This is a genomic window from Mesorhizobium sp. WSM4884 (assembly GCF_029625675.1).
GTDB lineage: Bacteria > Pseudomonadota > Alphaproteobacteria > Rhizobiales > Rhizobiaceae > Mesorhizobium.
Genome location: NZ_JARTVO010000002.1, coordinates 107,986 through 134,116, shown reverse-complemented (window position 1 = coordinate 134,116; position 26,131 = coordinate 107,986). Strand labels below are relative to the sequence as shown.

The following is a 26,131-nucleotide window of genomic DNA, read 5'->3' as shown; positions in this document are numbered from 1 at the left end:
CATGCGCCACATCATGGCCAAGAGCCTCGCCCCCACCGACTCCATCCGCGACTACATGGCCGCGCAGGAAAAGAAGTCGCTATTGCGTTTCCTCACCTGCGGCTCGGTCGACGACGGCAAATCGACGCTGATCGGCCGGCTGCTTTCCGACACCAAGCAGATATTCGAGGACCAGCTCGCGGCGCTAGAGCGCGATTCGCGCAAGCATGGCACCACCGGCGACGACGTCGACTTCGCGCTTTTGGTCGACGGGCTTGAAGCCGAGCGCGAGCAGGGCATCACCATTGACGTCGCCTATCGCTTCTTCGCCACGCCGAAGCGCAAGTTCATCGTCGCCGACACGCCTGGCCACGAGCAGTATACGCGCAACATGGCGACGGGGGCATCGACCGCCGATCTTGCCATCGTGCTCATCGATGCGCGCCAGGGCGTGCTGCGCCAGACCCGGCGTCATTCCATTATCGCCTCGCTGCTCGGCATTCGCCACATCGTGCTTGCCGTCAACAAGATCGACCTCGTCGGCTTCGACGAGACTGTCTTCGACCGGATCGTCGCCGACTACGGCGAGTTTGCGCGGGGACTCGGCTTCACCAGCGTCGTGCCGATCCCGATGTCGGCGCGTTTCGGCGACAATGTCACCAGCCGTTCCGAGCGCACGCCCTGGTATTCCGGGCCGTCGCTGATCGAGCATCTGGAGAACGTGTCGGTCGACGAGGCCGCCGTCGAGCTGCCGTTCCGCTTTCCCGTCCAGTATGTGAACCGCCCGAATCTCGATTTCCGCGGCTTTGCCGGCACCATCGCCTCGGGCACGGTTTCGCAGGGCGACGAGGTCGTGGTCGCCAAGTCCGGCAGGGCCTCGCACGTCAAGCGCATCGTCGCGCATGGCGGCGACCTCGAGCAAGCCGTCGCCGGCCAGGCCGTAACGCTCGTGCTCGAGGACGAGGTCGAAGTGTCGCGCGGCAACATGCTGGTGTCGCCCGCCGCGCGTCCGCAGGTCGCCGATCAGTTCACCGCCAACATCGTCTGGTTCGATGAGCAGGCGCTGCTGCCCGGCCGGTCCTACATTTTGCGCACGGAGACCGATCAGGTGAGCGCGACCGTCACCGACCTCAAATATCGGATCAATGTCAACGATTTCGCGCACGAGGCGGCGAAGTCGCTCGACCTCAACGAGGTCGGCGTCTGCAACCTCTCGACGCGAGCGCCGATCGCCTTCGATCCCTTCGCCGAGAACCGCACGACCGGCGCCTTCATCCTCATCGACCGCATTACAAACGCCACCGTTGGCGCCGGCATGATCCTGCACTCGCTGCGCCGCGCCGAAAACATCCACTGGCAGTCGCTCGACGTCGGCAAGCGCGGCCGCTCCGACCTGAAGAACCAGCGCCCGGCGGTGTTCTGGTTCACCGGCCTCTCCGGCTCGGGCAAGTCGACCATTGCCAACCTGTTCGAGAAGAAGCTGTTCGCGTCGGGGCGCCATACTTATATCCTCGACGGCGACAACGTCCGCCACGGCCTCAACCGCGATCTCGGCTTCACAGACGCCGACCGCGTGGAAAACATCCGCCGAGTCGCCGAGGTGGCGAAGCTGATGGCCGATGCCGGCCTGATCGTCATCGTCTCCTTCATCTCGCCCTTCAGCGCCGAGCGGCGCATGGCCCGCGAGCTGATGGCTGAGGGTGAATTCGTCGAGGTCTTTGTCGACACGCCGTTCGAGGAATGCGCCCGCCGCGACCCGAAGGGCCTTTACGCGCGGGCATTGAGCGGCGAGATCAAGAACTTCACCGGCGTCGATTCGCCTTACGAGGCACCGGAAAATCCCGAAATCCACCTGAAGACGCTCGGCAGGACCCCGCAGGAGATGGCGGAAGCCCTGGAACACTGGCTGACCGAGCGAGACATTGCCGAAGAGCAGTATGACAATGGCGGCGGTATCTGACGACGAGGCGATGCTCGGCGTCTTCGAGCGCTTGGCGCTCGATGCCGGGCGCGAGGTCATGCGGGTCTTCCACGAGGGCTGCGCCGTCGACAGCAAGTCCGACTCTTCACCGGTGACCGAAGCCGATCGCGAAAGCGAAAAGATCATCCTGGCCGGCTTGCGCACCGCTTATCCGGATATCCCTTGCGTGGCCGAGGAAGAGGTCGCGGCAGGCGTCGCGACGCCCGACCTCGACGGCGCCTTCTTCCTGATCGATCCTCTCGACGGCACCAAAGAATTCGTCAACCGCCGTACCGATTTCACCGTCAATATCGCGCTGGTGCGCCACGGCGTGCCGGAGGTCGGCGTCGTCTTCGCGCCTTGCACCGGACGTTTCTTCAGTGGACGACCGGGCAGGGCGGAAGCGCTCGAAATCGACAGCGACTATCGTATCGTCGGCCGCCGGCCGATTGCCGTCCGGGAAGGGGGCTCGCCGCTCGCCGTCGTCGCCAGCCGTTCGCACAACACGCCGGAAACGGATGCCTTCATCCGCGATCTCGGCGCCGCCGAGATCGTCTCGATCGGCTCGTCGCTGAAATTCTGCCTGCTCGCCGCCGCCGAGGCCGACGTCTATCCGCGCTTCGGCCGCACCATGGAATGGGACACGGCGGCTGGTGACGCCGTGCTTCGCGCCGCCGGCGGCATGACCCGCACTCTGGACGGCCAGCCGCTCGTCTACGGCAAGCGCAATCAGGCCAGCGACACGGATTTCGCCAACCCACATTTTATTGCAATGGGCAAGGGCGCAGCATAACATAAAGGTTGGTGAATGGCAGCCGCCAATCCATCACGTCGTCATCCTAGGGCGGAGCAAGGAGCGCAGCGACGCGCGCAGACCCTAAAGCGCGTCGCGATCCTTCGGATTCGCTCCGTACGCTTTAGGCTTTTGATTTTGCGCATGTCTTTGTCCCGAAACCGGTTCCCACTTTCGGGAGACATGCTTTAGGATCCATGCCGCTACGCTAAAGCGTTGCAGCGGTTACAGAATCTGCACCGTTGCGCTCGACGTCGTAGGTCACGGCATGGATCCTCGGCAAGCCCGAGGATGACGAAAGTGCTGTTTAAGCCGCCGCTACATGCGCCGAGTTCGAGCCGATGTAGTTGCGGATCGTCTCGATGATGCGGTCCTGGTCGGCTTCACTGAGATAAGCGTGCATCGGCAGGCAGAGGATTCGCTTCGGCAGGTCCTCCGAGACGGCGAGGCCGGTCGGCGTGCGCGGATAATCCTTGTAGGCGACCTGCTCGTGCAGCGGCTTCACATAATAGATGACCGACGGGATGCCCTTCTCGCCAAGATGGGCTTTCAGCCCGTCGCGCTTCGTCGTCTCGATGGCATACTGCGCCCAGGCCGAGCGGCCGTGGCCCAGGTTGCGCGATGCCTTGACGATGTCGCCGAGCCCTTCCGCATAGCGCTGCGCCACCACCTGGCGGGCCACCATCTCCTCCTCAAGGATGGCGAGCTTTTCGATCAGGACCGCCGCCTGCAGCGTGTCGAGGCGCGAATTGATGCCGACGCGGACGTTGTCGTATTGCGTCTCGCCCTTGCCGTGGAAGGCGAAGGATCTGAGCTTGTCGGCCAGCGCAGCGTCGTTGGTGAACATCGCGCCGCCGTCGCCGTAGCAGCCGAGCGGCTTTGCCGGATAGAAGCTGGTCGAGCCGACATGGCCGAAGGCGCCGCACATCGTGCCGTCGGCCGAGCCGCCCATCGACTGGGCAGCGTCCTCGATCACCAGCAGGTTCTCGCGCTTGGCGATCGCCATGATCGCCCTATAGTCGGCGGAGAGCCCGAACAGGTCGACCGGGATGATCGCCTTCGGCTTCAGCCTTCCTTCCTTCTTGATCATGTCGATCGCCGCCTCGAGGCTGGCGATGTCGATGTTGTAGGTGTCGGGATCGACGTCGACGAAGACAGGCTCCGCCTTGGCGAGCGCCACCACTTCGGCCGTCGCGGCGAAGGTGAAGCTCGGCACGAACACCGCGTCGCCAGGGCCGATACCGGCGGCAAACAGCGGCAGAAGCAGCGCATCGGTGCCGTTGGCGCAGGCCACCACATACTTGACGCCGACATAAGCTGCGAGCTTGTTCTCGAACTCGGTGACCTGGGGGCCAAGGATGTAACGGCCGTCTTCGACCACCTTGTCGATCGCGGCCTTCAGCCGGTCGCGGATTCGTTCGCGCTGCGCGCCAAGATCGATGAACTGCATGTTGGCCTCAAATGGCTTCAGAAAGTGTTGGAGCGTACTTTGTGCGTCCGGATGGACGCACGTCGCTCCAATCGGTAAACCGGCCCGCTGGTACCAGACTTGGCACGGCTGAGAAAGTCGACCGTGGGCAGGGCAAATCGCGCAAGTGTCGCAGCCTGTTACCGTCTTTTGCCGACGTATTGCCCGAGGAAGCCCGGAATCCGGGCTTCCAGGCGTATTGTCGGCACCCTTTATCGCGCTGTTTTGGCCTTTGGAAACATAAAGTGATCGGTCGGCAGCGCCTGCCGGACGGTCAATCAGGCGATTTCGTGCCGCCAGGGCGGGTTGGCGCCGGCCCGCGATACCGTCACCGCGGCCGCCTTGGCGCCAAGCTCCAGCGCCTTGCGGATGGCCTCCTCCGAGAGGCCGCCGATCGCCGCCTTGGTGAGCAGGCCCTGCTCGTGCAGCGAGGCGAGGATGCCGGCATTGAAGGTGTCGCCGGCGCCCACCGTGTCGACCACCTTCACCTTTTGCGGCACCACCGTCACCTTGTGCTCCTTGCTGTAACCGACGGCGCCTTCGCTGCCATGGGTGACGACGATCAGCTTCGGCCCGCGGTCCAGCCAGTTGCGTACGACGTCCTCATGCGAGCCTGCCTCGTCGAACCAGTTGAGGTCCTCGTCCGACAGTTTGACGATGTCAGCCATCGCCATCATCTCGCGAATGCGTCTGAGATGCTTGGCCTTGTCAGGAATGAAGTTCGGCCTGATGTTGGGGTCGAGCATCATCACCCGGCTCTCGTGCTCGCGCCGCATGAACTCCTCATAGGCGGATCCCGCGGGTTCCGAGATCAGGCTGATGGCGCCGAATAGCATCGCCTCGATCTCTGCGCCGAGCTTCGGCAGATCCTCGATGGTGAGCATGCGCCCGGCGGTGTTCTCGTCATAGAAAGTGTAGGTCGCCTGGCCGTTGTTTAGCCGCACGAAGGCGAGCGTCGTCGGCCTTGGCGAGGTGTGCGCGTAGGTGGAGCTCACCTTGCTCGCCCCGAGCGACTCGCGGAGCTGGCCACCGAACAGGTCGGAGGAGAGGCCGGAGAAGAAGCCTGCCGGGGCGCCCAGCCGGCCGAGCGCGATCGCCGTGTTGAACACCGCGCCGCCGACGTAAGGCGCAAACGCAGCTTCGCCTTCCGTCGTGGTGCGCGGCAGCATGTCGATCAGGGCTTCGCCACAGCAAAGGATCATTGTGTCTTGGTCTCCGGCGGATAAATCACGCCCTTGCGGATGATGATGTTGGCGTAAAGCCTGGGCTCGCTGGTCGCGACGATTGCATGCGCGGCCTTGACGCGTGCATAGAAGTCGGCGCCGGCGAGCGCAATCACCTTATGGCCTGGCGCGCGCTTGGCGCAGACCGCTTCCATCTCGTGATGCACGGGATCGGTAAGCGCCGGATCGCCTTTGACCGAGGCGCGGAACAAAGCCTCCGGCACCGCCTCGTCCACGGGCAGCACGCTCAAAACGGCATCGAGCACCGGAATGATGGGATGGCCATCGGCGCGGATCAGCCTGCGCGCCTGCTCCTCGGCGGGATAATTGCCGTCGACGATGGCGATCTCGTCGCCATGGCCCATGGCTCTCAACGTCGCCAGAAGCTGCGGGCCGAGCAGCGGCGGGATGCCGATCAGCATGGTCAGGCGCTCCTGGAAATCGTGGTCGGTCCGATCAGGAACCGCTCGGACAACGGAAGGCTTGCGCCGCCCAGCGCACGTGCATGGATGCCCACGGTTCCCTCACGCACGACGGGCAGCTTCAGCCCCTCGGCGTCGATGCCGGCGATCGCATCCGTGACCGCGTCGACGAGCCGCCGCCGCACCTCGAGCGGCATCCAGCCGTCGATCACCGCCGCCTCGAAATCGATGACCGAGGAGGCAGCGACGATCGCATAGGCCAGCGCCTGCGCGGCCTTGGCTATCCATTCGTCGAGCTCCGCGCCGATCTCGCCCCAATCCTGCGGCGAGGTCCAAAGATAGGAGCCGTCGATGCCCTTGGCGCTGAGCGCCTTTTCCAGCATGGCGATCGAGGCGACGTCGATGAGCTGCGTCGGCTTGCCGTCAGGCCCCGGCACCGGCATCGAACCCAGCGCGCCGGCGTTGCCGGTCGGCCCGCCGAACAGGCGGCCGTTGAGCACGATGCCGCCGCCGGCAAAGGCGCCGATATAGAAATAGACGAAGTCGCGCGCGCCCCCCGACTGGCCGAAGACGAGCTCCGCCCCGCAGGCGGATGTGGCGTCGTTCTGCAGGTAGACCGGAAAGTCGCACTGCGCCTGGATGTCGGCGCGGATGTCGCGGTGGCGCCATTCATCCATGATCTCGCGCGGCGCGCCCGCCGTATCGGCCCAGCTCCACAGTTCGAACGGCATGGCTATGCCGAGGCCGGCAATGCGCTTGTCCTGCGCCGGCGTCAGCTCGCCGCGCATCTTCTTGATGCCTGCGCTGACGAACTCCACCGTCTCGCGCGGCGCCGGATAGCGATAGGAGTTCCGCAGCATCGCGCGCACGTTGCCGAGGAAGTCGATCAGCACCAGCTCGGCGCTGCGGCGGCCGATCTTGAGACCGATGAAGAAGGCGCCTTCCGGGTTGAGCGCCATCGGGATCGAGGGCTGGCCGATCTTGCCGCGCTGCGGCGCCTGGCGGACGAGCAGCTTGTCCTCTTCGAGCTCGCGCATGATGACCGATACCGTCTGCGCCGACAGCCCGGTCATGCGGGCGATGTCGGATTTGGCCAGGCTGCCGTGCTGGCGCACCAAGGACAGCACGAGCCGCTCGTTGTGGTCGCGCATGCCGCTCTGGTTCGTGCCGCGATGCAAGCGGCTCTCCCGAGCCTCGGGCGAACCGTGCCTCGCAATGCCGGTTTCCACCCTGTTCCTCCCGTTAGTTTCCCACGCTGCTTTTCGTTCAGAATGAGTGAACGGCGCAAGTCTGTCAATAATAAATAAGAGTGATTTAATTATTGACAGATGTCTCGGACTGGTGTCTTTTGAGGTGGCGTCCACGCTGGGAGAAATGGTTGGATGCGCTTGAGGCGCCGGGTTGGCCGGCGTCCGGAATGGTTCCATTGGGAGGAAATCGTGACCAAGAAATCGCTGCTGAAGTCCACAGTGTTCGCGGCGGCCGGGCTGGGCCTGCTCGCATTCGCTTCGTCCGCGTCGGCCGCCGGCGTCGGCGCCTGCCTGATAACCAAGACCGACACCAATCCCTTCTTCGTCAAGATGAAGGAGGGCGCGACCGCCAAGGCCAAGGAACTCGGCGTCGACTTGAAGACCTATGCCGGCAAGATCGACGGCGACAGCGAGAGCCAGGTCGCGGCGATCGAAAGCTGCATCGCCGACGGCGCCAAGGGCATCCTGATCACCGCCTCCGACACCAAGGGCATCGTTCCGACCGTGAAGAAGGCGCGCGACGCCGGCCTGCTGGTGATCGCGCTCGACACCCCGCTCGATCCGATCGATGCCGCCGATGCGACCTTCGCCACCGACAACCTCGAAGCCGGCAAGCTGATCGGCGCCTGGGCCGCCGCCACGCTCGGCGACAAGGCCAAGGACGCCAAGATCGGCTTCCTCGATCTCACCCCCTCGCAGCCGACCGTCGACGTTCTGCGCGACCAGGGCTTCATGATGGGCTATGGCATCGACGTGAAGGATCCGAATAAGATCGGCGACGAGAATGATCCGCGCATCGTCGGTCATGACGTGACCAACGGCAACGAGGAAGGCGGCCGCAAGGCGATGGAGAACCTCCTGCAGAAGGACAACACCATCAACGTCATCCACACTATCAATGAGCCGGCCGCCGTCGGTGCCTACCAGGCGCTCAAGGCCGTCGGCCTCGAAAAGCAGGTGCTGATCGTCTCAGTCGACGGCGGCTGCCCGGGCGTCAAGTCGGTGGCCGAAGGCGTGATCGGCGCCACCTCGCAGCAATATCCGCTGCAGATGGCGGCGCTCGGCATCGAAGCGATCGCCGCCTATGCCAAGGACGGCACCAAGCCGAAGCCGACCGAAGGCAAGAACTTCTTCGATACCGGCGTCAATCTCGTCACCGACAAGCCGGCCAACGGCGTCAAGTCGATCGACACCAAGGAAGGTCTCGCCAAGTGCTGGGGCTGATGCTCTGACGGGTCCATAAAGCTTGCGGCTGGGGGCTTGATCCCCGGCCGCATCGGGTGGACGATGCGCTTTCGTCAAGCGCGGACAATCCTGGCGACAGACCGGAATCGGCGCCGACGGCGCGTGCGGCAGATGAGAAGGCTGCGCGCATACGGGAGGATACATGTCTCAGATTCAGGAATTCGAGAAGGTACTTTCGGGCAGCGACACCAGCGTCGCGGCCTTCGACGAGCACGGCAAGTCGTTCGTCAAGCGCGCCCAGCATTTCCTGCATTCCACGCCGGCGGCGGTGCCGCTGATCGTGCTGGTGCTGTCGATCATCATCTTCGGCATTGCCATCGGGGGACGTTTCTTTTCGTCCTACACGCTGACGCTGATCCTGCAGCAGATCGCCATCGTCGGCATTCTGGGCGCCGCCCAGACGCTGGTGATCCTGACCGCCGGCATCGATCTTTCGATCGGCGTGGTGATGGTCATCTCGGCCGTGGTCATGGGCAATTGCGCCATCACCTACGGCATGCCGACGATCCTGGCGGTGCTGCTCGGGCTTGCCGCGGGCGCGGTTTGCGGCCTGCTCAACGGCTTGCTGGTCGCCTACATGAAATTGCCGCCCTTCATCGTCACGCTGGGCACCTGGAACATCGTCATGGCCACCAATTTCATCTACTCGGCCAATGAGACGATCCGCGATGCCGACGTCGACGCACAGGCGCCGCTGCTGCATCTCTTCGCGCTGAGCTTCAGGGTCGGCTCCGCCGTGCTCACGGCCGGCGTCATCGCCATGGTCCTGTTGGTGCTGCTCTTGTGGTACGTGCTCAACCACACGGCCTGGGGCCGCCATGTCTATGCCGTCGGCGACGACCCGGAAGCGGCCAAGCTCTCAGGCATCCAGACCAAGACGGTGCTGATGGCTGTCTATACGCTTGCCGGCCTGATCGCCGCCTTTGCGGCCTGGGTCTCGATCGGCCGCAACGGCTCGATATCACCGTCTGCCGCAGTCACCGACTACAATCTGCAGGCGATCACCGCGACGGTGATCGGCGGCATCTCGCTCTTCGGCGGCCGAGGCTCGATCCTCGGCACGCTGTTCGGCGCCATGATCGTCGGCGTCGTCTCGATGGGCCTCAACATGCTGGGCGCCGACCCGCAATGGAAAGTGCTGCTCACCGGCGTCCTGATTATCGGCGCCGTGGCGATAGACCAGTGGATCAGAAAGGTTTCGGTGTAACCATGACCCAGCAGCCTGTCCTTACCGCGCGCGGTCTTACCAAGCGCTATGGCCGCGTGACCGCGCTCAACAATTGCGACTTCGATCTCTATCCGGGCGAAATCCTGGCGGTGATCGGCGACAACGGCGCCGGCAAGTCGACGCTCATCAAGGCGATCTCCGGCGCCGTGCATCCCGACGAAGGGGTGATCGAGTTGGACGGCAGGCAGGTCCAGTTCAAATCGCCCATCGAGGCCCGCGAAGCGGGCATCGAGACCGTCTACCAGAACCTCGCATTGTCGCCGGCACTGTCGATCGCCGACAACATGTTCCTCGGCCGCGAGATCCGAAAGCCCGGCCCGCTGGGCAGCTGGTTCCGCATGCTCGACCGGCCGGCGATGGAGAAGCGCGCCCGCGACAAGCTCACCGAACTCGGCCTGATGACCATCCAGAACATCAGCCAGGCGGTGGAGACGCTCTCGGGCGGTCAGCGTCAGGGCGTCGCCGTGGCGCGCGCCGCCGCCTTCGGATCGAAGGTGGTGATCATGGACGAGCCGACGGCGGCGCTCGGCGTCAAGGAAAGTCGCCGCGTCCTGGAGCTGATCCTCGATGTCAAAAAGCGCGGCCTGCCGATCGTGCTCATCTCGCACAACATGCCGCACGTTTTCGAGGTGGCCGACCGCATCCATATCCATCGGCTTGGACGGCGTCTGTGCGTCGTCGACCCGAAGCAGATCTCGATGTCGGATGCCGTGGCGCTCATGACCGGCGCCAAGAAGCCGCCTGAGGACGCGCTGGCGGCCTGATCCCCACTCGCCACGATGAATAACCGCAGGAGTATCGGATGGACATCGCAGCCTAAATCGATTTAACATATGCTGCAGCGCGGCAAGCTGGGGTAGGAGAAACGGTGAAAGCCGGTATGATCAGGCCAACCGAACGAGAGGCGATATGACATCCGCCATGACCATCGAAGCTCCCGCTCTTGACAACCCAGACCCCAAGACGCTCGCCGAAGAAGTCTTGATGTCGCTCAAGTACCGGCTCGGCAAAGACACCACGGTCGCCACCCCGTATGACTGGCTGACCGCATCGATCAAGGTCGTGCGCGACCGCATCGTCGACCACTGGATCCAGGCGACCAAGGAAGCCTATGACCAGCAGGAAAAGCGCGTCTATTACCTGTCGCTCGAATTCCTGATCGGGCGTCTGATGCGTGACGCCTTCTCCAATCTCGGCCTGATGGAGAACATGCGCGAAGCGCTGGCCTCGCTCGGTGTGGACCTCGATCTCATCGCCGGCCTCGAGCCGGACGCAGCCCTCGGCAATGGCGGTCTCGGCCGGCTCGCTGCCTGTTTCATGGAGAGCATGGCGACCGTCGATATTCCCGCTCACGGCTACGGCATCCGCTACGCCAACGGCATGTTCCGCCAGGAAATCCATGACGGCTGGCAGGTCGAGCTGCCTGAGACTTGGCTCGACCACGGCAATCCGTGGGAGTTCGAGCGGCGTGAACGTTCCTTCGAGGTCGGCTTCGGCGGTTCGGTGGAATCGATCACCTCCAAGGACGGCCGGCTGGAACGCCATGTCTGGAAGCCGACCGAGCATGTGCTGGCCGTGGCATACGACACGCCGGTCGCCGGCTGGCGCGCCAGGCGCGTCAACACGCTGCGACTCTGGTCCGGCATGCCGATCGACCCGATCCTGCTCGACAAATTCAACGCCGGCGACCACATCGGCGCGCTCGCCGAGAGCAACAAGGCCGACGCGCTGTCGCGCGTGCTCTATCCCGCCGATTCCCACATGGCCGGGCAGGAACTCAGGCTGAGGCAGGAGTATTTTTTCTCCACCGCCTCGCTGCAGGACATCGTCCAGCGCCATCTGAGCCAATATGGTGACCTGAAGTCGCTGCCCGACAAGGCTGCGATCCATCTGAACGACACCCATCCCGCGGTCGCCGTAGCCGAGTTGATGCGGCTGTTGATGGACGTCCACGGCATGGATTTCGACCTCGCCTGGGACACCACCAGGCGCACCTTCGCCTACACCAATCACACGCTTCTTCCCGAGGCGCTGGAAAGCTGGCCGGTGCCGCTGTTCGAGCGCCTGCTGCCGCGCCACATGCAGATCGTCTACGCCATCAACGCCCAGGTGCTGTTGGAAGCGCGCGCCACCGGAAAATTCTCGGGCGAGCAGATCGCCCGCATTTCGCTGATCCAGGAAAATGGCGATCGCCGCGTGCGCATGGGCAATCTCGCCTTCGTCGGCTCGCATTCGATCAACGGCGTCTCGGCGCTGCACACCGAGCTGATGAAGGAGACGGTGTTCGCCGATCTCCACAGGCTCTATCCGGACCGCATCAACAACAAGACCAACGGCATCACGCCGCGGCGCTGGCTGATCCAGTGCAATCCGGGCCTCACCGCGCTGGCGCGCGAGGCGATCGGCGACCGCTTCATGGACGACATCGAGGCGATCAAGGATCTCGATCCTCTTGCCGACGATGCCGCCTTCCGCGAGAAGTTCGCCGCCGTGAAGCGGCAGAACAAGGCGAGGCTTGCGAGCCTCGTCGCCGATCGGCTGGGCATCAGGCTCGATCCGTCGGCGCTGTTCGACATCCAGGTCAAGCGCATCCACGAGTACAAGCGTCAGCTCCTCAACATCCTGGAGGCGATCGCGCTTTACGACCAGATCCGCTCGCACCCCGAGCGGGACTGGATGCCGCGGGTGAAATTCTTCGGCGGCAAGGCGGCGCCCAGCTACCACAATGCCAAGCTAATCATCAAACTGGCCAATGACGTCGCCAGGGTCATCAACGGCGATCCGTCGGTGCGCGGCCTGCTAAAAATGGTGTTTGTGCCGAACTACAATGTCAGCCTGGCCGAGGTGATGATGCCGGCCGCCGACCTCTCCGAGCAGATTTCGACCGCCGGCATGGAAGCGTCGGGCACCGGCAATATGAAGTTCGCGCTCAACGGCGCCTTGACCATCGGCACGCTCGACGGCGCCAATGTCGAGATCAAGGAGCGTGTCGGCGACGACAACATCTTCATCTTCGGCCTGACCACCGCCGAGGTCGCCGAGCGGCGCAGCAACGGCTACAACCCGCGCGGCGTGATCGAGTCCTCGCCGGAACTGTCGCAGGCGGTATCGGCGATATCGTCCGGCGTCTTCTCGCCCGACGATCCCAACCGTTACCGCGACCTCATGAATGGTCTCTATCAGAGCGACTGGTTCATGGTGGCGGCCGATTTCGACTCCTACGCCGCCTGCCAGCGCGAGGTCGACGACGTGTGGCGCAACAGTCCCGACTGGTACGCGCGCGCCATCCGCAACGTCGCCCGCGTCGGCTGGTTCTCGTCCGATCGCACCATCCGCCAATATGCGAAAGAAATCTGGAACGTGCCTGTCTGATGTGATTGCATGAGGTCACGAACGATGTGGCCCCGGTGCATGCCGCCCAAAAATGCACAGCGGTTTTGGGATTACGGCATGCACCAAGACTAAAAGGTGCATGCCGCCCAAAAATGCACAGCGGTTTTGGGATTACGGCATGCACCAAATCTAAAAGGTGCATGCCTCCCAAAAGTGCCTAGCGATTTTGGGATTGCGGCATGCACCCAAACAAAAAGCTGCCCGGGGAGGGCGACCGCCTGATGAGGAAGCCGCGCGCGACCGCTGCGACGAGCGGGCCGGACGGACTGGCGCCAGCCGGCGATGTCGCTGCGATTGTCGCCGGAACGCATGGCGATCCCTTCGCGGTTCTGGGCGTGCATGAGGCCGGCAAGGGCTTCGTCGCCCGCTGCTTCGTGCCCAATGCCGAATTCGTCACCGCCTACACGCTGACCGGCAAGGAGGTCGGGGAACTCTTCCGCAGCAACGATGCCGGCTTCTTCGAGGGCAGGCTCTCGATCCGCAAGCGCCAGCCGCTGCGCTATCACGCCAGAAATGCCGGCGGCGACTGGTGGCTGACCGACCCCTATTCCTTCGGTCCGGTGCTCGGCCCGATGGACGACTACTACATGGCCGAGGGCTCGCACCTCAGGCTCTTCGACAAGCTCGGCGCTCATATCATCGAACATGAGGGCGCCACCGGCGTGCATTTCGCGGTATGGGCGCCCAATGCCCGGCGCGTCTCGGTGGTTGGCGCCTTCAACGACTGGGACGGCCGCCGGCACACCATGCGCGATCGCAAGGACACCGGCATATGGGAGCTGTTCATTCCCGATCTCGGAGCCGGCCAGCCTTACAAGTTCGAGATCATCGGTCCGGACGGTGTGCGTCTGCCGCTCAAGGCCGATCCCTTCGCCTTCGAATCCGAGCTGCGCCCGGCGACCGCTTCGGTAACGGCGCCGCCGATGGCGCATCAATGGGGCGACGAGGCCCATCGCGGCTTCTGGCAGAAGGCCGATCCGCGGCGAGAGGCGATCTCGATCTACGAGGTCCATGCCGGCTCGTGGCAGCGCCGTGACGACGGCACCTTTCTCACCTGGGACGAGCTTGCCGCGCGGCTGATCCCTTACGCGGTCGACACCGGCTTCACCCACATCGAGTTCCTGCCGATCTCGGAGCACCCCTACGACCCGTCCTGGGGCTACCAGACGACCGGCCTCTACGCGCCGACCGCGCGTTTCGGCGACCCCGACGGCTTCGCCCGTTTCGTCGACGGCGCGCATCGCGCCGGCGTCGGCGTTATCCTCGACTGGGTGCCGGCGCACTTCCCGGTCGACGAGCATGGGCTGGTGAAATTCGACGGCACCGCGCTCTACGAGCACGCCGATCCGCGCCAGGGCTTCCATCCAGACTGGAACACCGCGATCTACAATTTCGGCCGCCGCGAGGTGGTGTCGTTCCTCGTCAACAACGCGCTGTTCTGGGCCGAAAAATACCATGTCGACGGCCTGCGCGTCGACGCGGTCGCCTCAATGCTCTACCTCGACTATTCGCGCAAGGCGGGCGAGTGGATCCCCAACGAGAAGGGCGGGCGCGAGAACCTGCAGGCGGTCAGCTTCCTGCAGAAGATGAACAAGGAGCTCTACGGTCATCATCCCGGCGTGATGACGATCGCCGAGGAATCGACCTCATGGCCGAAGGTCTCTCGCCCGGTGCATGAAGGTGGGCTCGGCTTCGGCTTCAAGTGGAACATGGGCTTCATGCACGACACGCTGGAGTATCTCTCCAAGGAGCCGATCTACCGCAAGCACCACCACAACGACATCACCTTCGGCCTGGTCTACGCCTTCTCGGAAAATTTCGTGCTGCCGCTCTCCCATGACGAGGTCGTGCACGGAAAGGGTACGCTGCTCCACAAGATGGCCGGCGACGACTGGCAGAAATTTGCCACGCTGCGCGCCTACTACGCCTTCATGTGGGGCTATCCCGGCAAGAAGCTCCTGTTCATGGGCCAGGAATTCGCCCAGCGCCGCGAGTGGAGCGAGGAACGCGCGCTCGACTGGAACCTGCTCGAATATGCCCCGCATCGCGGCGTCTGGCAGGTGGTGCGCGACCTGAACTACCTTTACCGCTCGCGCCCGGCCCTGCATGCGCGCGACTGCGAGCCGGAAGGCTTCTCCTGGCTGATCGTCGACGATCGCGACAACTCCGTCTTTGCCTGGCTGCGCAGCGCGCCGGATGGCAATCCGATCGCCGTCATCTCCAATTTCACGCCGGTGCCACGCGAGAACTATCGTGTGCCGCTGCCGAAGGCGGGACAATGGCGCGAGATCATCAACACCGACGCCGCCGATTATGGCGGCTCCGGCATGGGCAATGGCGGCATGGTCGTGGTGAATGGGGAAGGGGACGGCACGTCGGCGACGATGCTGTTGCCGCCGCTGTCGACGATTATGCTGGAATTCGTCGCGGACGAAAGCAGATGATGGCTGAAGCAAAGTTCCGGACAGCTTAGGAGGGAGGCAAGCAATGGCAGAGATCAAGAGAACCCAGCCGCTGGCGCGCGATGCCATGGCCTATGTTCTGGCCGGCGGCCGCGGTAGCCGCCTCAAGGAGCTGACCGACCGGCGCGCCAAGCCCGCCGTCTATTTCGGCGGCAAGACGCGCATCATCGATTTTGCGCTGTCCAATGCGCTCAATTCCGGCATCCGCCGCCTCGGCGTCGCCACCCAGTACAAGGCGCACTCGCTGATCCGCCACCTGCAGCGCGGCTGGAACTTCCTTAGGCCTGAGCGAAACGAAAGCTTCGATATCCTGCCTGCCAGCCAGCGCGTGTCGGAAACGCAGTGGTATGAAGGCACGGCGGACGCCGTCTACCAGAACATCGATATCATCGAGGCCTATGGCCCCGAATACATGGTCATCCTTGCCGGCGACCACATCTACAAGATGGACTACGAGCTGATGCTGCGCCAGCATGTCGACGCCGGCGCCGACGTCACCGTCGGCTGCCTGGAAGTGCCGCGCATGGAGGCGACCGGCTTCGGCGTCATGCATGTCGACAAGAAGGACACCATCATCTCCTTCATCGAGAAGCCCGCCGATCCGCCCGGCATCCCGGACAAGCCGGACTATGCGCTGGCCTCGATGGGTATCTACGTCTTCAAGACCAAGTTCCTGATGGAGCAACTTCGCCGCGATGCGGCCGAGCCAGGGTCCAGCCGCGACTTCGGCAAGGACATCATCCCCTACATCGTCCAGCACGGTAAGGCGATCGCGCACCGTTTCGCCAAGTCCTGCGTACGCTCCTCGCACGAGGCCGAGCCCTATTGGCGCGATGTCGGCACAGTCGACGCCTATTGGGAAGCCAATATCGACCTGACCGACGTCACGCCCGAGCTCGATCTCTACGACCGCGACTGGCCGATCTGGACCTATGCCGAATTGAAGCCGCCGGCCAAGTTCGTGCACGACGAGGACGGCCGCCGCGGCGAGGCGATCTCCTCGCTGGTCTCGGGCGACTGCATCGTCTCCGGCGCCTCGCTGCGCCGCAGCCTGATCTTCACCGGCGCCCGCATCAATTCCTATTCGAAGCTCGAGGAGGTGGTGATGCTTCCCGACTGTTTTGTCGGGCGCAACGCGCGCCTCAAGCGCGTCGTCATCGACCACGGCGTCCGCATCCCGGAAGGGCTGGTGGTCGGCGAGGATCCGGAGCTCGACGCAAAGCGCTTCCGCGTTTCGGAAAAGGGGATCTGCCTGATCACGCAGGACATGATCAACAAGTTGTCGACTTGACCAGGTCGATCAACAAGCTGTCAACCTGATAGGGTTGATCAGCAAGTTGTCGATCTGATCAACAAGCTGTCACTTTAAACCCGGAATGTGATGCGCATGCAGGTTCTGTCGGTCACGCCCGAAATCTTCCCGCTGATCAAGACCGGCGGGCTTGCCGACGTGACCGGTGCGCTGCCGATCGCGCTGGCCGGCAAGGGCGTGGCGATGCGCACGCTGGTTCCCGGCTATCCCGTGGTGATGGAGGCCTTCAAGAAAAAGAAGGCCGTCTACCAGTACCCGCTGCTGCAGGGCGGCAAGGCTTCGGTCCATGCCGTCAAGATCGGCGAGCTCGACCTCTTCGTGCTCGACGCGCCGCATCTCTTCGACCGCCAGGGCGGACCCTATGGTACCGCCTCCGGCTCCGACTGGCCCGACAACTGGCGGCGCTTCGCGGCGCTGAGCCAGGTCGGCGGCGACATTGCCGGCGGCGCGATCTCCGGCTACCAGCCCGACATCGTGCATGCCCATGACTGGCAGTCGGCGATGACGCTGGCTTACATGCGCTACGGCAAGGCGGTCGGCGTGCCGTCGCTGATCACCGTGCACAATCTTGCCTTCCAGGGTCAGTTCGGCGCCGGCATTTTTGGCGAGCTCGGCCTGCCGGGCGTGGCGATGCAGCTCGACGGCGTCGAATATTATGGTGGCGTCGGCTATCTCAAGGCCGGCCTGCAGGCCGCCTGGGCGATCACCACCGTCAGCCCGACCTATGCGCAGGAAATCCGCTCGCCGGAATTCGGCATGGGCCTGGACGGCCTGATAAACATGCGCGCCGTCGACCTCTACGGCATCGTCAACGGCATCGATGTCGATATCTGGAACCCCGCGACCGACAAGCATCTGGTTGCCAACTACTCGGCCGAGACGCTCGCAGCCCGCAGCCTCAACCGCAAGGCCGTCGAGGATCGCTTCAACCTCGAGCCTGACGACAGCCCGATCGTCTGCGTCGTCAGCCGCCTGACCTGGCAGAAGGGCATGGACATATTGGCTGCCGTCGTCGATGGCGTCGTTCAGCGTGGGGCACGACTGGCGGTGCTGGGCTCGGGCGATGCCGGCCTCGAAGGCTCGCTGCTTGCCGCCGCCGCGCGGCATCGCGGCCGCGTCGGCGTCGTCATCGGCTATGACGAAGCGCTTTCCCACGTGATGCAGGGCGGCTGCGACGCCATCGTCATTCCGTCGCGCTTCGAGCCCTGCGGGCTGACACAGCTCTACGGCCTGCGCTATGGTTGTGTGCCGGTCGTCGCGCGCACCGGCGGCCTCGCTGACACCATCATCGACGCCAACGAGGCGGCCCTTTCGGCCGGCGTCGCCACCGGCTTCCAGTTCGCGCCGAACAATGGCGGCGCTATGCTGCATGCCATCCACCGCCTTGTCGAGGCGCATGCCAGGCCCGCCGCTTGGGCCTCGATCCAGCGCCAGGGCATGAAGGCCGACGTCTCCTGGGACAAGAGCGCCGAGAAATATGTCGAACTCTATCGCTTGCTGCTTTCGAAAAGGGCTGCCTGAGGCATGATCAAAACCGTCCCCACCAAACCCTATACCGACCAGAAGCCCGGCACCTCCGGCCTGCGCAAGAAGGTGCCCGTCTTCCAGCAGGAGCACTATGCGGAGAACTTCATCCAGTCGATCTTCGACGCGCTGGAAGGTTTCGGGGGCAAGACGCTGGTGATCGGCGGCGACGGCCGCTTCTACAACCGCGAGGTCATCCAGAAGGCGATCGCCATGGCCGCAGCCAACGGCTTCGGCAAGGTGATGGTCGGGCAGGGTGGGATTCTCTCGACGCCTGCAGCTTCCAACATCATCCGCAAATACAAGACCTTTGGCGGCATTATCCTGTCGGCCAGCCACAATCCGGGCGGCCCGCACGAGGATTTCGGCATCAAGTACAATGCCGGCAATGGCGGCCCGGCGCCGGAGAAGATCACTGACGCGATCTTCGAAAAGACCAAGACGATCTCGAGCTTCAAAATCGCCGACATCGGCACTGTCGACATCGACACGATCGATACGGTCGACGCCGGTGGCATGACGGTCGAGGTCTTCGACCCGGTCAAGGACTATGCCGAGCTGATGGAAAGCCTGTTCGACTTCGACGCCATCCGCGCCAACTTCAAATACGGCTTCCGCATGCGCTTCGACGCCATGCATGCGGTGACCGGTCCCTATGCCAAGGAGATCCTCGAGCGCCGACTCGGCGCGCCGAACGGCACCTGCCGCAACTTCAAGCCGCTGCCGGATTTCGGCGGCCACCACCCCGATCCGAACCTGGTGCACGCCAAGCATCTCTATGACGAGATGATGGGTCCCGACGCGCCGGATTTCGGCGCCGCTTCCGACGGCGACGGCGACCGCAACCTGATCATCGGCAAGGGCATTTTCGTCACCCCTTCGGATTCTGTGGCGATGCTTGCCGCCAATGCGCATCTGGCGCCAGGCTACAAGGAAGGCCTGAAGGGCATCGCCCGCTCGATGCCGACCAGCGGCGCTGCCGACCGTGTCGCCGAAAAGCTCGGCATCGGCATTTACGAAACCCCGACCGGCTGGAAGTTCTTCGGCAATCTGCTCGACGCCGGCATGGCGACGATCTGCGGCGAGGAAAGCGCCGGCACCGGCTCCAACCATGTTCGCGAGAAGGACGGCCTGTGGGCCGTGCTTTTGTGGCTCAACATCCTCGCCGTGCGTGGCGAGAGCTGCAAGGACATCGTCACCAAGCATTGGGAGACCTACGGCCGCAACTATTATTCGCGTCATGACTACGAGGAGGTCGAGACCGAGCGGGCGAACAGGCTGGTCGACGAATTGCGCGCCAAGCTCGGCTCGCTGCCCGGCACTACCCTGCGCGGCATGACAATCGCCAGCGCCGACGACTTCGCCTACCACGATCCGGTTGACGGCTCGGTGAGCAAGAACCAGGGCATCCGGGTCCTGTTCGAAGGCGGCTCGCGCGTCGTCTTCCGCCTCTCCGGCACCGGCACATCCGGGGCGACGCTGCGCGTCTATATCGAGCGCTACGAGCCGGACAAGGCGAGGCACGACCTCGACACGCAGGAGGCGCTCGCCGACCTGATCGCAGCCGCCGACGACATCGCCGGCATCAAGAGCCACACCGGCCGCGACAAGCCGAGCGTGATTACTTGAGGGTGGTGGGGCGCCTCTTTCCTTCTCCCCTTGTGGGAGAAGGTGGATCGGCGCGCAGCGCCGAGACGGATGAGGGGTGTTGGCCGGAGGGCCGTCGGCGCCAAGCTGGAGCACCCCTCATCCGTCGCCTTCGGCGACACCTTCTCCCACAAGGGGAGAAGGGGGAGCCCGCATGACCCAACTCGGCGCAACCATCACCACCGAAGGCATCCGCTTCGCCGCCTGGTCGTCGTCGGCGAGACGGCTGTTGGTTTCGATCTTTGACGATACGGGAGCCCGCGAAACCGACCGGCTGGAACTGAAGCCGGAAGGCGAGGGCGTGCATGCGCTCCTTGTTTCCGGCCTCGCCGAGGGCACGCGCTACGGCCTTCGCGCCGATGGCGACTATGCGCCCGAGCGCGGCCTCTGGTTCGATCCGGACAAGCTTCTCACCGACCCCTATGCCGTCGAGATCGATCGGCCCTATCAATACCATTGGCGGCTTGCCGCCAAACGCAACGAAGGCGCCGACACCGCTCCGCTGATGCCGAAGGCCGTGGCGGGTGCTTGGCCGGAGCCTGCGTCCTTGAAGCCGCCGCTGTTCCAGCCCGGCGGCCTGATCTACGAGCTCAACGTCCGCTCCTTCACCAAACTGCATCCGGATATCCCGGAAGCGCGGCGCGGCACCGTTGCGGCGCTCGCCCACCCCGCCGTCCTCGAGCATCTGAAGCGCCTCGGCGTCTCCGCCGTCGAACTGATGCCGATCACGGCGTCGATCGACGAGCGCCATTTGCCGCCGCTGGGACTGAGCAACGCCTGGGGCTACAATCCCGTCACCTTCATGGCGCTCGATCCGCGCCTGGCGCCCGGCGGTCTCAAGGAATTGCGCGACACCGTCGCGGCGTTGCGCAAGGCAGGCATCGGCACCATCCTCGACCTCGTCTTCAATCACACCGGGGAGAGCGACAGGCTTGGTCCGACGCTGTCGCTGCGCGGCCTCGACGCGCAGGCCTATTACAGTCACCTGCCGGACGGCCGGCTGGCCAACGACACCGGTACGGGCAACACGGTCGCATGCGATCATCCGGTCGTGCGGGATATGGTGCTCGACACGCTCCGCCATTTCGCCCGCTTCGCAGGCGTCGATGGCTTTCGCTTCGACCTGGCGCCGGTGCTCGGCCGCGTCGACGGTGCGTTCGATCCGGAAGCGCCGCTGCTCCAGGCCATCGCGGTGGATCCGGTGCTTGCCGACCGCCTGCTGATCGCCGAGCCGTGGGACATCGGACCGAACGGCTATCAGCTCGGCAATTTCCAGCCGCCATATCTGGAATGGAACGACCGCTTCCGCGACGATGTCAGGCGCTTCTGGCGGGGCGATGCCGGCATGGTCGGCGCTTTAGCCACGCGGCTTGCCGGCTCATCCGACGTGTTCGGCAGGGCAGGGCAGGTGGCGAGCCGCAGCGTCAATTTCATCGCCGCGCATGACGGCATGACGCTGGCCGACCTCGTCGCCTATGAGAAGAAGCACAACGCGGCCAATGGCGAGCAGAATCGCGATGGCCATAACGACAATCTGTCGTGGAACAACGGCGTCGAGGGCGAGACGGACGACGCGGAAACCGCTGAGGCCCGCTTCGACGACCAATGCGCGCTGCTTGCGACACTCTTTGCGTCGCGGGGCACCATCATGCTGACTGCCGGCGACGAATTCGGCAGAACCCAGCAGGGCAACAACAATGCCTATGCGCAGGACAACGCCATCACCTGGCTCGACTGGGCCGGCCGCGATGAGACGCTGGAGCGATACGCAGCAGCGCTTTCGCAATTGCGTCGCGCCTTTCCGCCATTGTCCGACACGAATTTCCTGACCGGGAAGCCGTCCGATGCAGCAGCCATCCCCGATGTCGTCTGGCTGACCGAAACCGGGGCGCCGCTCGGCGAGGCCGAATGGAGCGATCCCGGTCGACATCGCCTCGTCATGATGCTGGGGAATAGCGAAGGCGGTCGCCTTGCCGTCATGGTCAATGGCGACCGCCGCCAATGCGTCTTCACCTTGCCCGCTCGAGACGGCTACGAGTGGCGTCCGGCAATCGAGGCGCAGGCGATCGACCTTGCGCGGCCGCTGCCGGGCCGCAGCGTCAATTTCATGATCGAGCGCAGGGCTGGCAAGACCCGCGCCGGAAAGGCTTCATGATGGCTGATGGCAATTCGGAATGGTGGCGCGGCTGCGTGATCTACCAGGTCTATCCGCGCTCCTTCCAGGACACGAGCGGCGACGGCAGCGGCGATCTCAAGGGTATCACGTCACGGCTTGCGCATGTCGCGTCGCTCGGCGTCGATGCCGTCTGGCTCTCGCCCTTTTTCAAGTCGCCCATGGCCGACATGGGCTACGACGTGTCGGACTATCGCGACGTCGATCCGATGTTCGGCACGCTGGAGGACTTCGACGCGCTGGTTGCCGAGGCGCATAGGCTTGGCCTGAAGCTCATCATCGACCAGGTGATCTCGCATTCGTCCGACAGGCACGAATGGTTCGTCGAGAGCCGCACCAGCCGCGACAATGCCAAGGCCGACTGGTATGTCTGGGCCGATGCCAAGCCGGACGGCAGCGCGCCCAACAACTGGCAATCGCTGTTCGGCGGCCCCGCCTGGGAGTGGGACGCCACCCGCCGGCAGTACTACATGCACAATTTCCTGGCCGCGCAGCCGGACCTCAATTTCCATACCCCGGAGGTGCAGGACGCGGTCCTCGACACCGTGCGCTTCTGGCTGGAGCGCGGCGTCGACGGCTTCCGGTTGGATACGGTCAACTATTATGTCCACGACCGTTGGCTCCGCGACAACCCGCCATTGGCGTCAAGCGTCGCCGGCACCAATGGCGCCACCACCACCTACGCCTTCCAGGAACATCTTTTCGACAAGACACGCCCCGAGAATATCGACTTCCTGAGGCGTTTGCGCGCGCTGCTCGACGAATATCCCGACCGCGCCGCGGTCGGCGAGGTGGGCGACGAGGATCGTTCGCTGCAGACGCTCGCCGCCTACACCTCCGGCGGCGACAAGCTACAGATGTGCTACACCTTCGACCTGCTGGGTCAGCAATTCTCTGCCGCCCATGTGCGCGGCTGCGTCGAGGCGTTCGAGAATGCCGTTGCAGACGGCTGGGTTTGCTGGGCCTTCTCCAACCACGACGTCATGCGCCATGTCAGCCGCTGGACGCGGCCAGGCGAGAATCCGGACATCGTGGCGAAATTCTCGATCGCGCTGCTTTCTTGCCTGCGCGGCTCGATCTGCCTCTATCAGGGCGAGGAGCTTGGGCTCGAGGAAGCCGAGCTTGCCTATGAGGATCTGCGCGATCCGCTGGGTATCCGCTTCTGGCCGGGCGTGAAGGGAAGAGACGGCTGCCGCACGCCGATGGTCTGGGAAGCCGGCGCCGAAAATGGCGGCTTCTCAACGGCAAAGCCCTGGCTGCCGGTGCCACTGGCGCATCGTGGTCGGGCGGTCGATGTGCAAAATGGCGAGGCCGGTTCGGTGCTTTCCGCCTATCGCTCGATCCTGGCCTTGCGCAAGCGCCATCCGGCGCTGATTGCCGGCTCGATCCGGTTTCTCGAGGCCGAGGGTGATGTGCTGGCCTTCATCCGCGAGCATCAAGACGAGAGGTTGTTATGCGTCTTCAACTTCGCCGGTGAACCGGCGAGTTGGACGCTGCCGGCCGAGATCAGGGATTTCGAAATAACGGCTTTTGCCGTTGACGTCGCCGGCGTCCTTGGCGGTGTTCTCGAAGAGATTGCGCTGGCACTGCCGCCTGTGGGGTGCTTCGCTGGGAGAATTGGCTGACGGCCCGCCTACTGGACGAGCACGGAGCGTCCGCAGACCGCGCCGGTAACGCGCACATCGGCCTCGCCGACATGCACGCCAAGCGCCGCAAGCACGTTGTAGACGACGTCGTCGACCGGCGCGGTCACGCCGTTGAGCAGCGTTGTCACCGCCGGTTTCACCGTGCCGAGCAGCGAGGTCACGTCGATGCCGAGGCCGAGCGCTTTGACCGACAGCGACAGGTTGTTCACCAGCGAGGTGGTGAGCGACTGTGTCAGGTTCTTGGTCGACGCCGTTTTGATTGTCTTGTTGGCGATATCGGTTGCGCTGAAGGTGAGGGTCGTCGGCGTCATGTTGGTGACCGAGAAGGCCGACGATCCCTTGATCTGCAAAAGGTTGAGGTTGATCAGCAGCAGCTTGAGGCTGACATCGGCGATCTCGGCGTCGCTGAAGGATTGCGGCTTGGTGAAATCGGCAAAGCCGCTGGCGCTGCTGTCGGCGAGATGCGCCGAGACGACGCCCGGCTGCGCGGCGATGGAAACCTTGATGCTGGATGGGCCGGTCGGACAGCTGATGTCGGTCAGCTTGGCTTCGGCATAGGCGATCTCGACGTTGAGCGGCAAGTTGACGGCGAGCAGCTTGATGCCGCCGCCAAGGTTAGGTGTGCCGACCGTGACGCCGGCGTTTAGCTTGATGCGGGTCTGCGCCGTGCGCACCACGGTGCCCAGTTCTCCGACTGCCAGCCAAGCCGAGGATTGCATGGGTTCGCCGATGGCGATCTCGAGCGTCGTCGATGTCAGTCCCGGTATGGTCGCCCCGAGATTGACTGAGACCTGGTTCGTGCCGTTGGCTAAAGCCGCGGCCGCGGTCAGCATGCTCATGGCGCTTGCGTCGACCGAAAGTCCGGCGGGCTTCTGTCCGAGGCCGAGGCTGCCCACCGAGCCGAGGTCGATGAGCTGGCTGAGCGGGATCTTGACCGTATTGGTGGCGCTCGAGGCCATGATCTGCAGCGCTAGCTTGGCTGTCCGGTCGAGCCCGGGCACGTTGGCCATCGCCGTGGCGATCTGACCGATCGTCGCCTTCGAGGCGAGCACGTCCGAATAGGTCACGCCGGTCAGATGCAGTTGCGTCGCCAATTGATCGGTGAAGGAGAGCACGTCGACATCGGCCGAGATCAGCGAATTGTAGTCCATCACGCTGAGCGAGATGTTGCCGCCGAGAAGGGCGCCGAGCAGCGCGTTGAGAATGCCGCCGTTGACGCTGGCGAGGCGCGAGCCGACCGAGAACGCCGCTTCGGGCTGGGCGCTGGCGGTGGCCGTCGTGCCGATCACCGGCGGCGCCATCATCGAGGCGGCGAAATAGAGCGTGCCCTGCTTCTTCAGCGACACCTGTACGGCATTGTAGGGCAGCTTGCCGGCCTCGAAGCGGCTGCCGGCCGCTATAGAACTAACCCCGGAATAGCGTCCGGGCACCACCTGCACGACCGCCTTGCTGCCGGTCGGCGCGACATTGGTGCCCTGTTGCTGCACGGCGACCGACGTGATCCCGTTGTCCTTCAGCGTCGTCAGCACCGCTTGCTGGGCATTGTTGATGTGGGCGGCGGCGGTGATCGCGGCCAGGTCGACGATCGACTGCGCGGCGCGGCGTTCGTTGTAGAGCGAGCCCTCGTCGACCGCGAATGCAGTCAGCGCCAGCGCGACCGGCGTGCAGAGCGCCGTCATGACCGCGAAGTTGGCGCGCCGGTCGGCGATCAGCCGTCGCGCCGCGTCCACTAGGCCCCCGCCCGAATTGCGCATCATATGCCTCCGACCCGGATCGTCGATTGACGCTGGATCGTGGTGCCCGGCAGCGGCAGGTTATGGAACAGGTTCCAGATCGGCAAGTTGCGCGCGTCATAGCTGACCGAGACGACGAACTGGCTGCCATCGACGACGCTGTCCCTGGCGTCGACCGTCAGCTTGTTCGGGTCGACAAAGGGATAACCTGCGACGTCGTGAGCGATGAAATCCGTGACCAGCGCCTGTCGCTCCGTCTGGTTAAGGCCGGCAATCGCCGTTCGTGCCGCGTCGGCGGCGATTTGCTGGACCGAATGGCTGGCGCCGAAATAGATTCCGTATGCAACCATTCCGAGCAACAGCAGGATGAAGATCGGCGCCAGCATGGCGAATTCGACCGCCGACGTGCCAGCGGCGTCAGCCCGGAAACAAGACCAAGGAGCAAGGAATTTTCGGTTCTTCAGCATGGTCCGGAGAATGCCAAAGCCTGCCTGCAAAAACAGAAAACGGCTGGAACAACCGAAAGGTGCACCAAGTTGAATGGGATGCTTAAGCTTTAGATTTCGCTGTTTTAGCGAGGTGCAGCTCACTCAACGTCAAGCAGTGGGCAGTTGAAATAAGATTTCGCTCTGTCTAGTCTCGCCGCCACCAGCCGCCGGAAGGGACCGGCGGC

18 protein-coding genes are annotated in these 26,131 nt (G+C 64.1%); 12 read left to right on the top strand and 6 right to left on the bottom strand.

Annotated elements, in window-relative coordinates:
- The first annotated feature begins 1 nt into the window (after position 1).
- Positions 2–1,939: a sulfate adenylyltransferase subunit CysN gene (cysN, locus tag P9236_RS03285; protein ID WP_278073166.1), complete on the top strand. Its 1,938-nt coding sequence runs from the start codon at positions 2–4 to the stop codon at positions 1,937–1,939.
- A 10-nt stretch (positions 1,940–1,949) separates the two neighbouring features.
- Positions 1,950–2,732 carry a 3'(2'),5'-bisphosphate nucleotidase CysQ gene (gene cysQ, locus P9236_RS03280; protein WP_278073531.1) on the top strand — a complete coding sequence of 261 codons (783 nt, stop codon included), beginning with the start codon at positions 1,950–1,952 and terminating at the stop codon, positions 2,730–2,732.
- 307 nt (positions 2,733–3,039) lie between these two features.
- On the opposite strand, the gene P9236_RS03275 is transcribed toward cysQ, so the two are convergent.
- The 4 genes from P9236_RS03275 to P9236_RS03260 form a co-directional block, all read right to left on the bottom strand.
- Entirely contained in the window at positions 3,040–4,182 is a 1,143-nt protein-coding gene (locus P9236_RS03275; protein WP_278073165.1) for a DegT/DnrJ/EryC1/StrS aminotransferase family protein, read from the bottom strand.
- A gap of 296 nt (positions 4,183–4,478) precedes the next feature.
- The gene (locus P9236_RS03270) at positions 4,479–5,402 is read right to left on the bottom strand and encodes a carbohydrate kinase (protein ID WP_278073164.1); all 924 of its coding nucleotides are present in this window, start codon (positions 5,400–5,402) and stop codon (positions 4,479–4,481) included.
- Entirely contained in the window at positions 5,399–5,845 is a 447-nt protein-coding gene (locus tag P9236_RS03265) for an RbsD/FucU domain-containing protein (protein WP_278073163.1), read from the bottom strand. Before P9236_RS03265 ends, P9236_RS03270 begins: the two co-directional genes overlap by 4 nt.
- A gap of 2 nt (positions 5,846–5,847) precedes the next feature.
- A complete protein-coding gene (locus P9236_RS03260; protein WP_278073162.1) occupies positions 5,848–7,074 on the bottom strand; it encodes an ROK family transcriptional regulator in 1,227 nt (408 codons plus the stop codon).
- 228 nt (positions 7,075–7,302) lie between these two features.
- Between P9236_RS03260 and P9236_RS03255 the strand changes: the two genes are divergently transcribed.
- The 10 genes from P9236_RS03255 (at position 7,303) to P9236_RS03210 (ending at position 23,704) form a co-directional block, all read left to right on the top strand.
- Positions 7,303–8,319: a sugar ABC transporter substrate-binding protein gene (locus P9236_RS03255; RefSeq protein ID WP_278073530.1), complete on the top strand. Its 1,017-nt coding sequence runs from the start codon at positions 7,303–7,305 to the stop codon at positions 8,317–8,319.
- A gap of 163 nt (positions 8,320–8,482) precedes the next feature.
- On the top strand, positions 8,483–9,547 hold the full coding sequence (locus P9236_RS03250; RefSeq protein ID WP_278073161.1) for an ABC transporter permease: 1,065 nt from the start codon (positions 8,483–8,485) through the stop codon (positions 9,545–9,547).
- Positions 9,548–9,549: 2 nt separating this feature from the next.
- A complete protein-coding gene (locus P9236_RS03245; RefSeq protein WP_278073160.1) occupies positions 9,550–10,332 on the top strand; it encodes an ATP-binding cassette domain-containing protein in 783 nt (260 codons plus the stop codon).
- Between the two features lie 145 nt (positions 10,333–10,477).
- A complete protein-coding gene (locus P9236_RS03240) occupies positions 10,478–12,940 on the top strand; it encodes a glycogen/starch/alpha-glucan phosphorylase (RefSeq protein WP_278073159.1) in 2,463 nt (820 codons plus the stop codon).
- 242 nt (positions 12,941–13,182) lie between these two features.
- The gene (glgB, locus tag P9236_RS03235) at positions 13,183–15,405 is read left to right on the top strand and encodes a 1,4-alpha-glucan branching protein GlgB (RefSeq protein ID WP_278073158.1); all 2,223 of its coding nucleotides are present in this window, start codon (positions 13,183–13,185) and stop codon (positions 15,403–15,405) included.
- 43 nt (positions 15,406–15,448) lie between these two features.
- Entirely contained in the window at positions 15,449–16,714 is a 1,266-nt protein-coding gene (gene glgC / locus P9236_RS03230; protein ID WP_278073157.1) for a glucose-1-phosphate adenylyltransferase, read from the top strand.
- Positions 16,715–16,810: 96 nt separating this feature from the next.
- Entirely contained in the window at positions 16,811–18,256 is a 1,446-nt protein-coding gene (gene glgA / locus P9236_RS03225; RefSeq protein WP_278073156.1) for a glycogen synthase GlgA, read from the top strand.
- A gap of 3 nt (positions 18,257–18,259) precedes the next feature.
- Positions 18,260–19,888 carry an alpha-D-glucose phosphate-specific phosphoglucomutase gene (locus P9236_RS03220; protein ID WP_278073155.1) on the top strand — a complete coding sequence of 543 codons (1,629 nt, stop codon included), beginning with the start codon at positions 18,260–18,262 and terminating at the stop codon, positions 19,886–19,888.
- Between the two features lie 172 nt (positions 19,889–20,060).
- Positions 20,061–22,061, top strand: a complete 2,001-nt coding sequence (gene glgX, locus P9236_RS03215) for a glycogen debranching protein GlgX (protein WP_278073154.1) — start codon at positions 20,061–20,063, stop codon at positions 22,059–22,061.
- Entirely contained in the window at positions 22,061–23,704 is a 1,644-nt protein-coding gene (locus tag P9236_RS03210) for an alpha-glucosidase family protein (RefSeq protein WP_278073529.1), read from the top strand. The genes glgX and P9236_RS03210 overlap by 1 nt, the downstream gene beginning before the upstream one ends.
- Positions 23,705–23,712: 8 nt before the next feature.
- Here P9236_RS03210 and P9236_RS03205 read toward each other — a convergent pair whose 3' ends face one another.
- Both P9236_RS03205 and P9236_RS03200 read right to left on the bottom strand, forming a co-directional pair.
- On the bottom strand, positions 23,713–25,482 hold the full coding sequence (locus P9236_RS03205; RefSeq protein WP_278073153.1) for a pilus assembly protein TadG-related protein: 1,770 nt from the start codon (positions 25,480–25,482) through the stop codon (positions 23,713–23,715).
- The gene (locus P9236_RS03200) at positions 25,479–26,048 is read right to left on the bottom strand and encodes a TadE/TadG family type IV pilus assembly protein (RefSeq protein WP_278073152.1); all 570 of its coding nucleotides are present in this window, start codon (positions 26,046–26,048) and stop codon (positions 25,479–25,481) included. The genes P9236_RS03205 and P9236_RS03200 overlap by 4 nt, the downstream gene beginning before the upstream one ends.
- Positions 26,049–26,131: the final 83 nt, after the last annotated feature.

Bases quoted from the DNA above. Each gene is read 5' to 3' on its own strand.
- cysN (WP_278073166.1), top strand. From the start codon at position 2: ATGCGCCACATCATGGCCAAGAGCCTCGCCCCCACCGACTCCATCCGC.
- cysQ (WP_278073531.1), top strand. From the start codon at position 1,950: ATGCTCGGCGTCTTCGAGCGCTTGGCGCTCGATGCCGGGCGCGAGGTC.
- P9236_RS03275 (WP_278073165.1), bottom strand. From the start codon at position 4,182: ATGCAGTTCATCGATCTTGGCGCGCAGCGCGAACGAATCCGCGACCGG.
- P9236_RS03270 (WP_278073164.1), bottom strand. From the start codon at position 5,402: ATGATCCTTTGCTGTGGCGAAGCCCTGATCGACATGCTGCCGCGCACC.
- P9236_RS03265 (WP_278073163.1), bottom strand. From the start codon at position 5,845: ATGCTGATCGGCATCCCGCCGCTGCTCGGCCCGCAGCTTCTGGCGACG.
- P9236_RS03250 (WP_278073161.1), top strand. From the start codon at position 8,483: ATGTCTCAGATTCAGGAATTCGAGAAGGTACTTTCGGGCAGCGACACC.
- P9236_RS03245 (WP_278073160.1), top strand. From the start codon at position 9,550: ATGACCCAGCAGCCTGTCCTTACCGCGCGCGGTCTTACCAAGCGCTAT.
- P9236_RS03240 (WP_278073159.1), top strand. From the start codon at position 10,478: ATGACATCCGCCATGACCATCGAAGCTCCCGCTCTTGACAACCCAGAC.
- glgB (WP_278073158.1), top strand. From the start codon at position 13,183: ATGAGGAAGCCGCGCGCGACCGCTGCGACGAGCGGGCCGGACGGACTG.
- glgC (WP_278073157.1), top strand. From the start codon at position 15,449: ATGGCAGAGATCAAGAGAACCCAGCCGCTGGCGCGCGATGCCATGGCC.
- glgA (WP_278073156.1), top strand. From the start codon at position 16,811: ATGCAGGTTCTGTCGGTCACGCCCGAAATCTTCCCGCTGATCAAGACC.
- P9236_RS03220 (WP_278073155.1), top strand. From the start codon at position 18,260: ATGATCAAAACCGTCCCCACCAAACCCTATACCGACCAGAAGCCCGGC.
- glgX (WP_278073154.1), top strand. From the start codon at position 20,061: ATGACCCAACTCGGCGCAACCATCACCACCGAAGGCATCCGCTTCGCC.
- P9236_RS03210 (WP_278073529.1), top strand. From the start codon at position 22,061: ATGGCTGATGGCAATTCGGAATGGTGGCGCGGCTGCGTGATCTACCAG.
- P9236_RS03205 (WP_278073153.1), bottom strand. From the start codon at position 25,482: ATGATGCGCAATTCGGGCGGGGGCCTAGTGGACGCGGCGCGACGGCTG.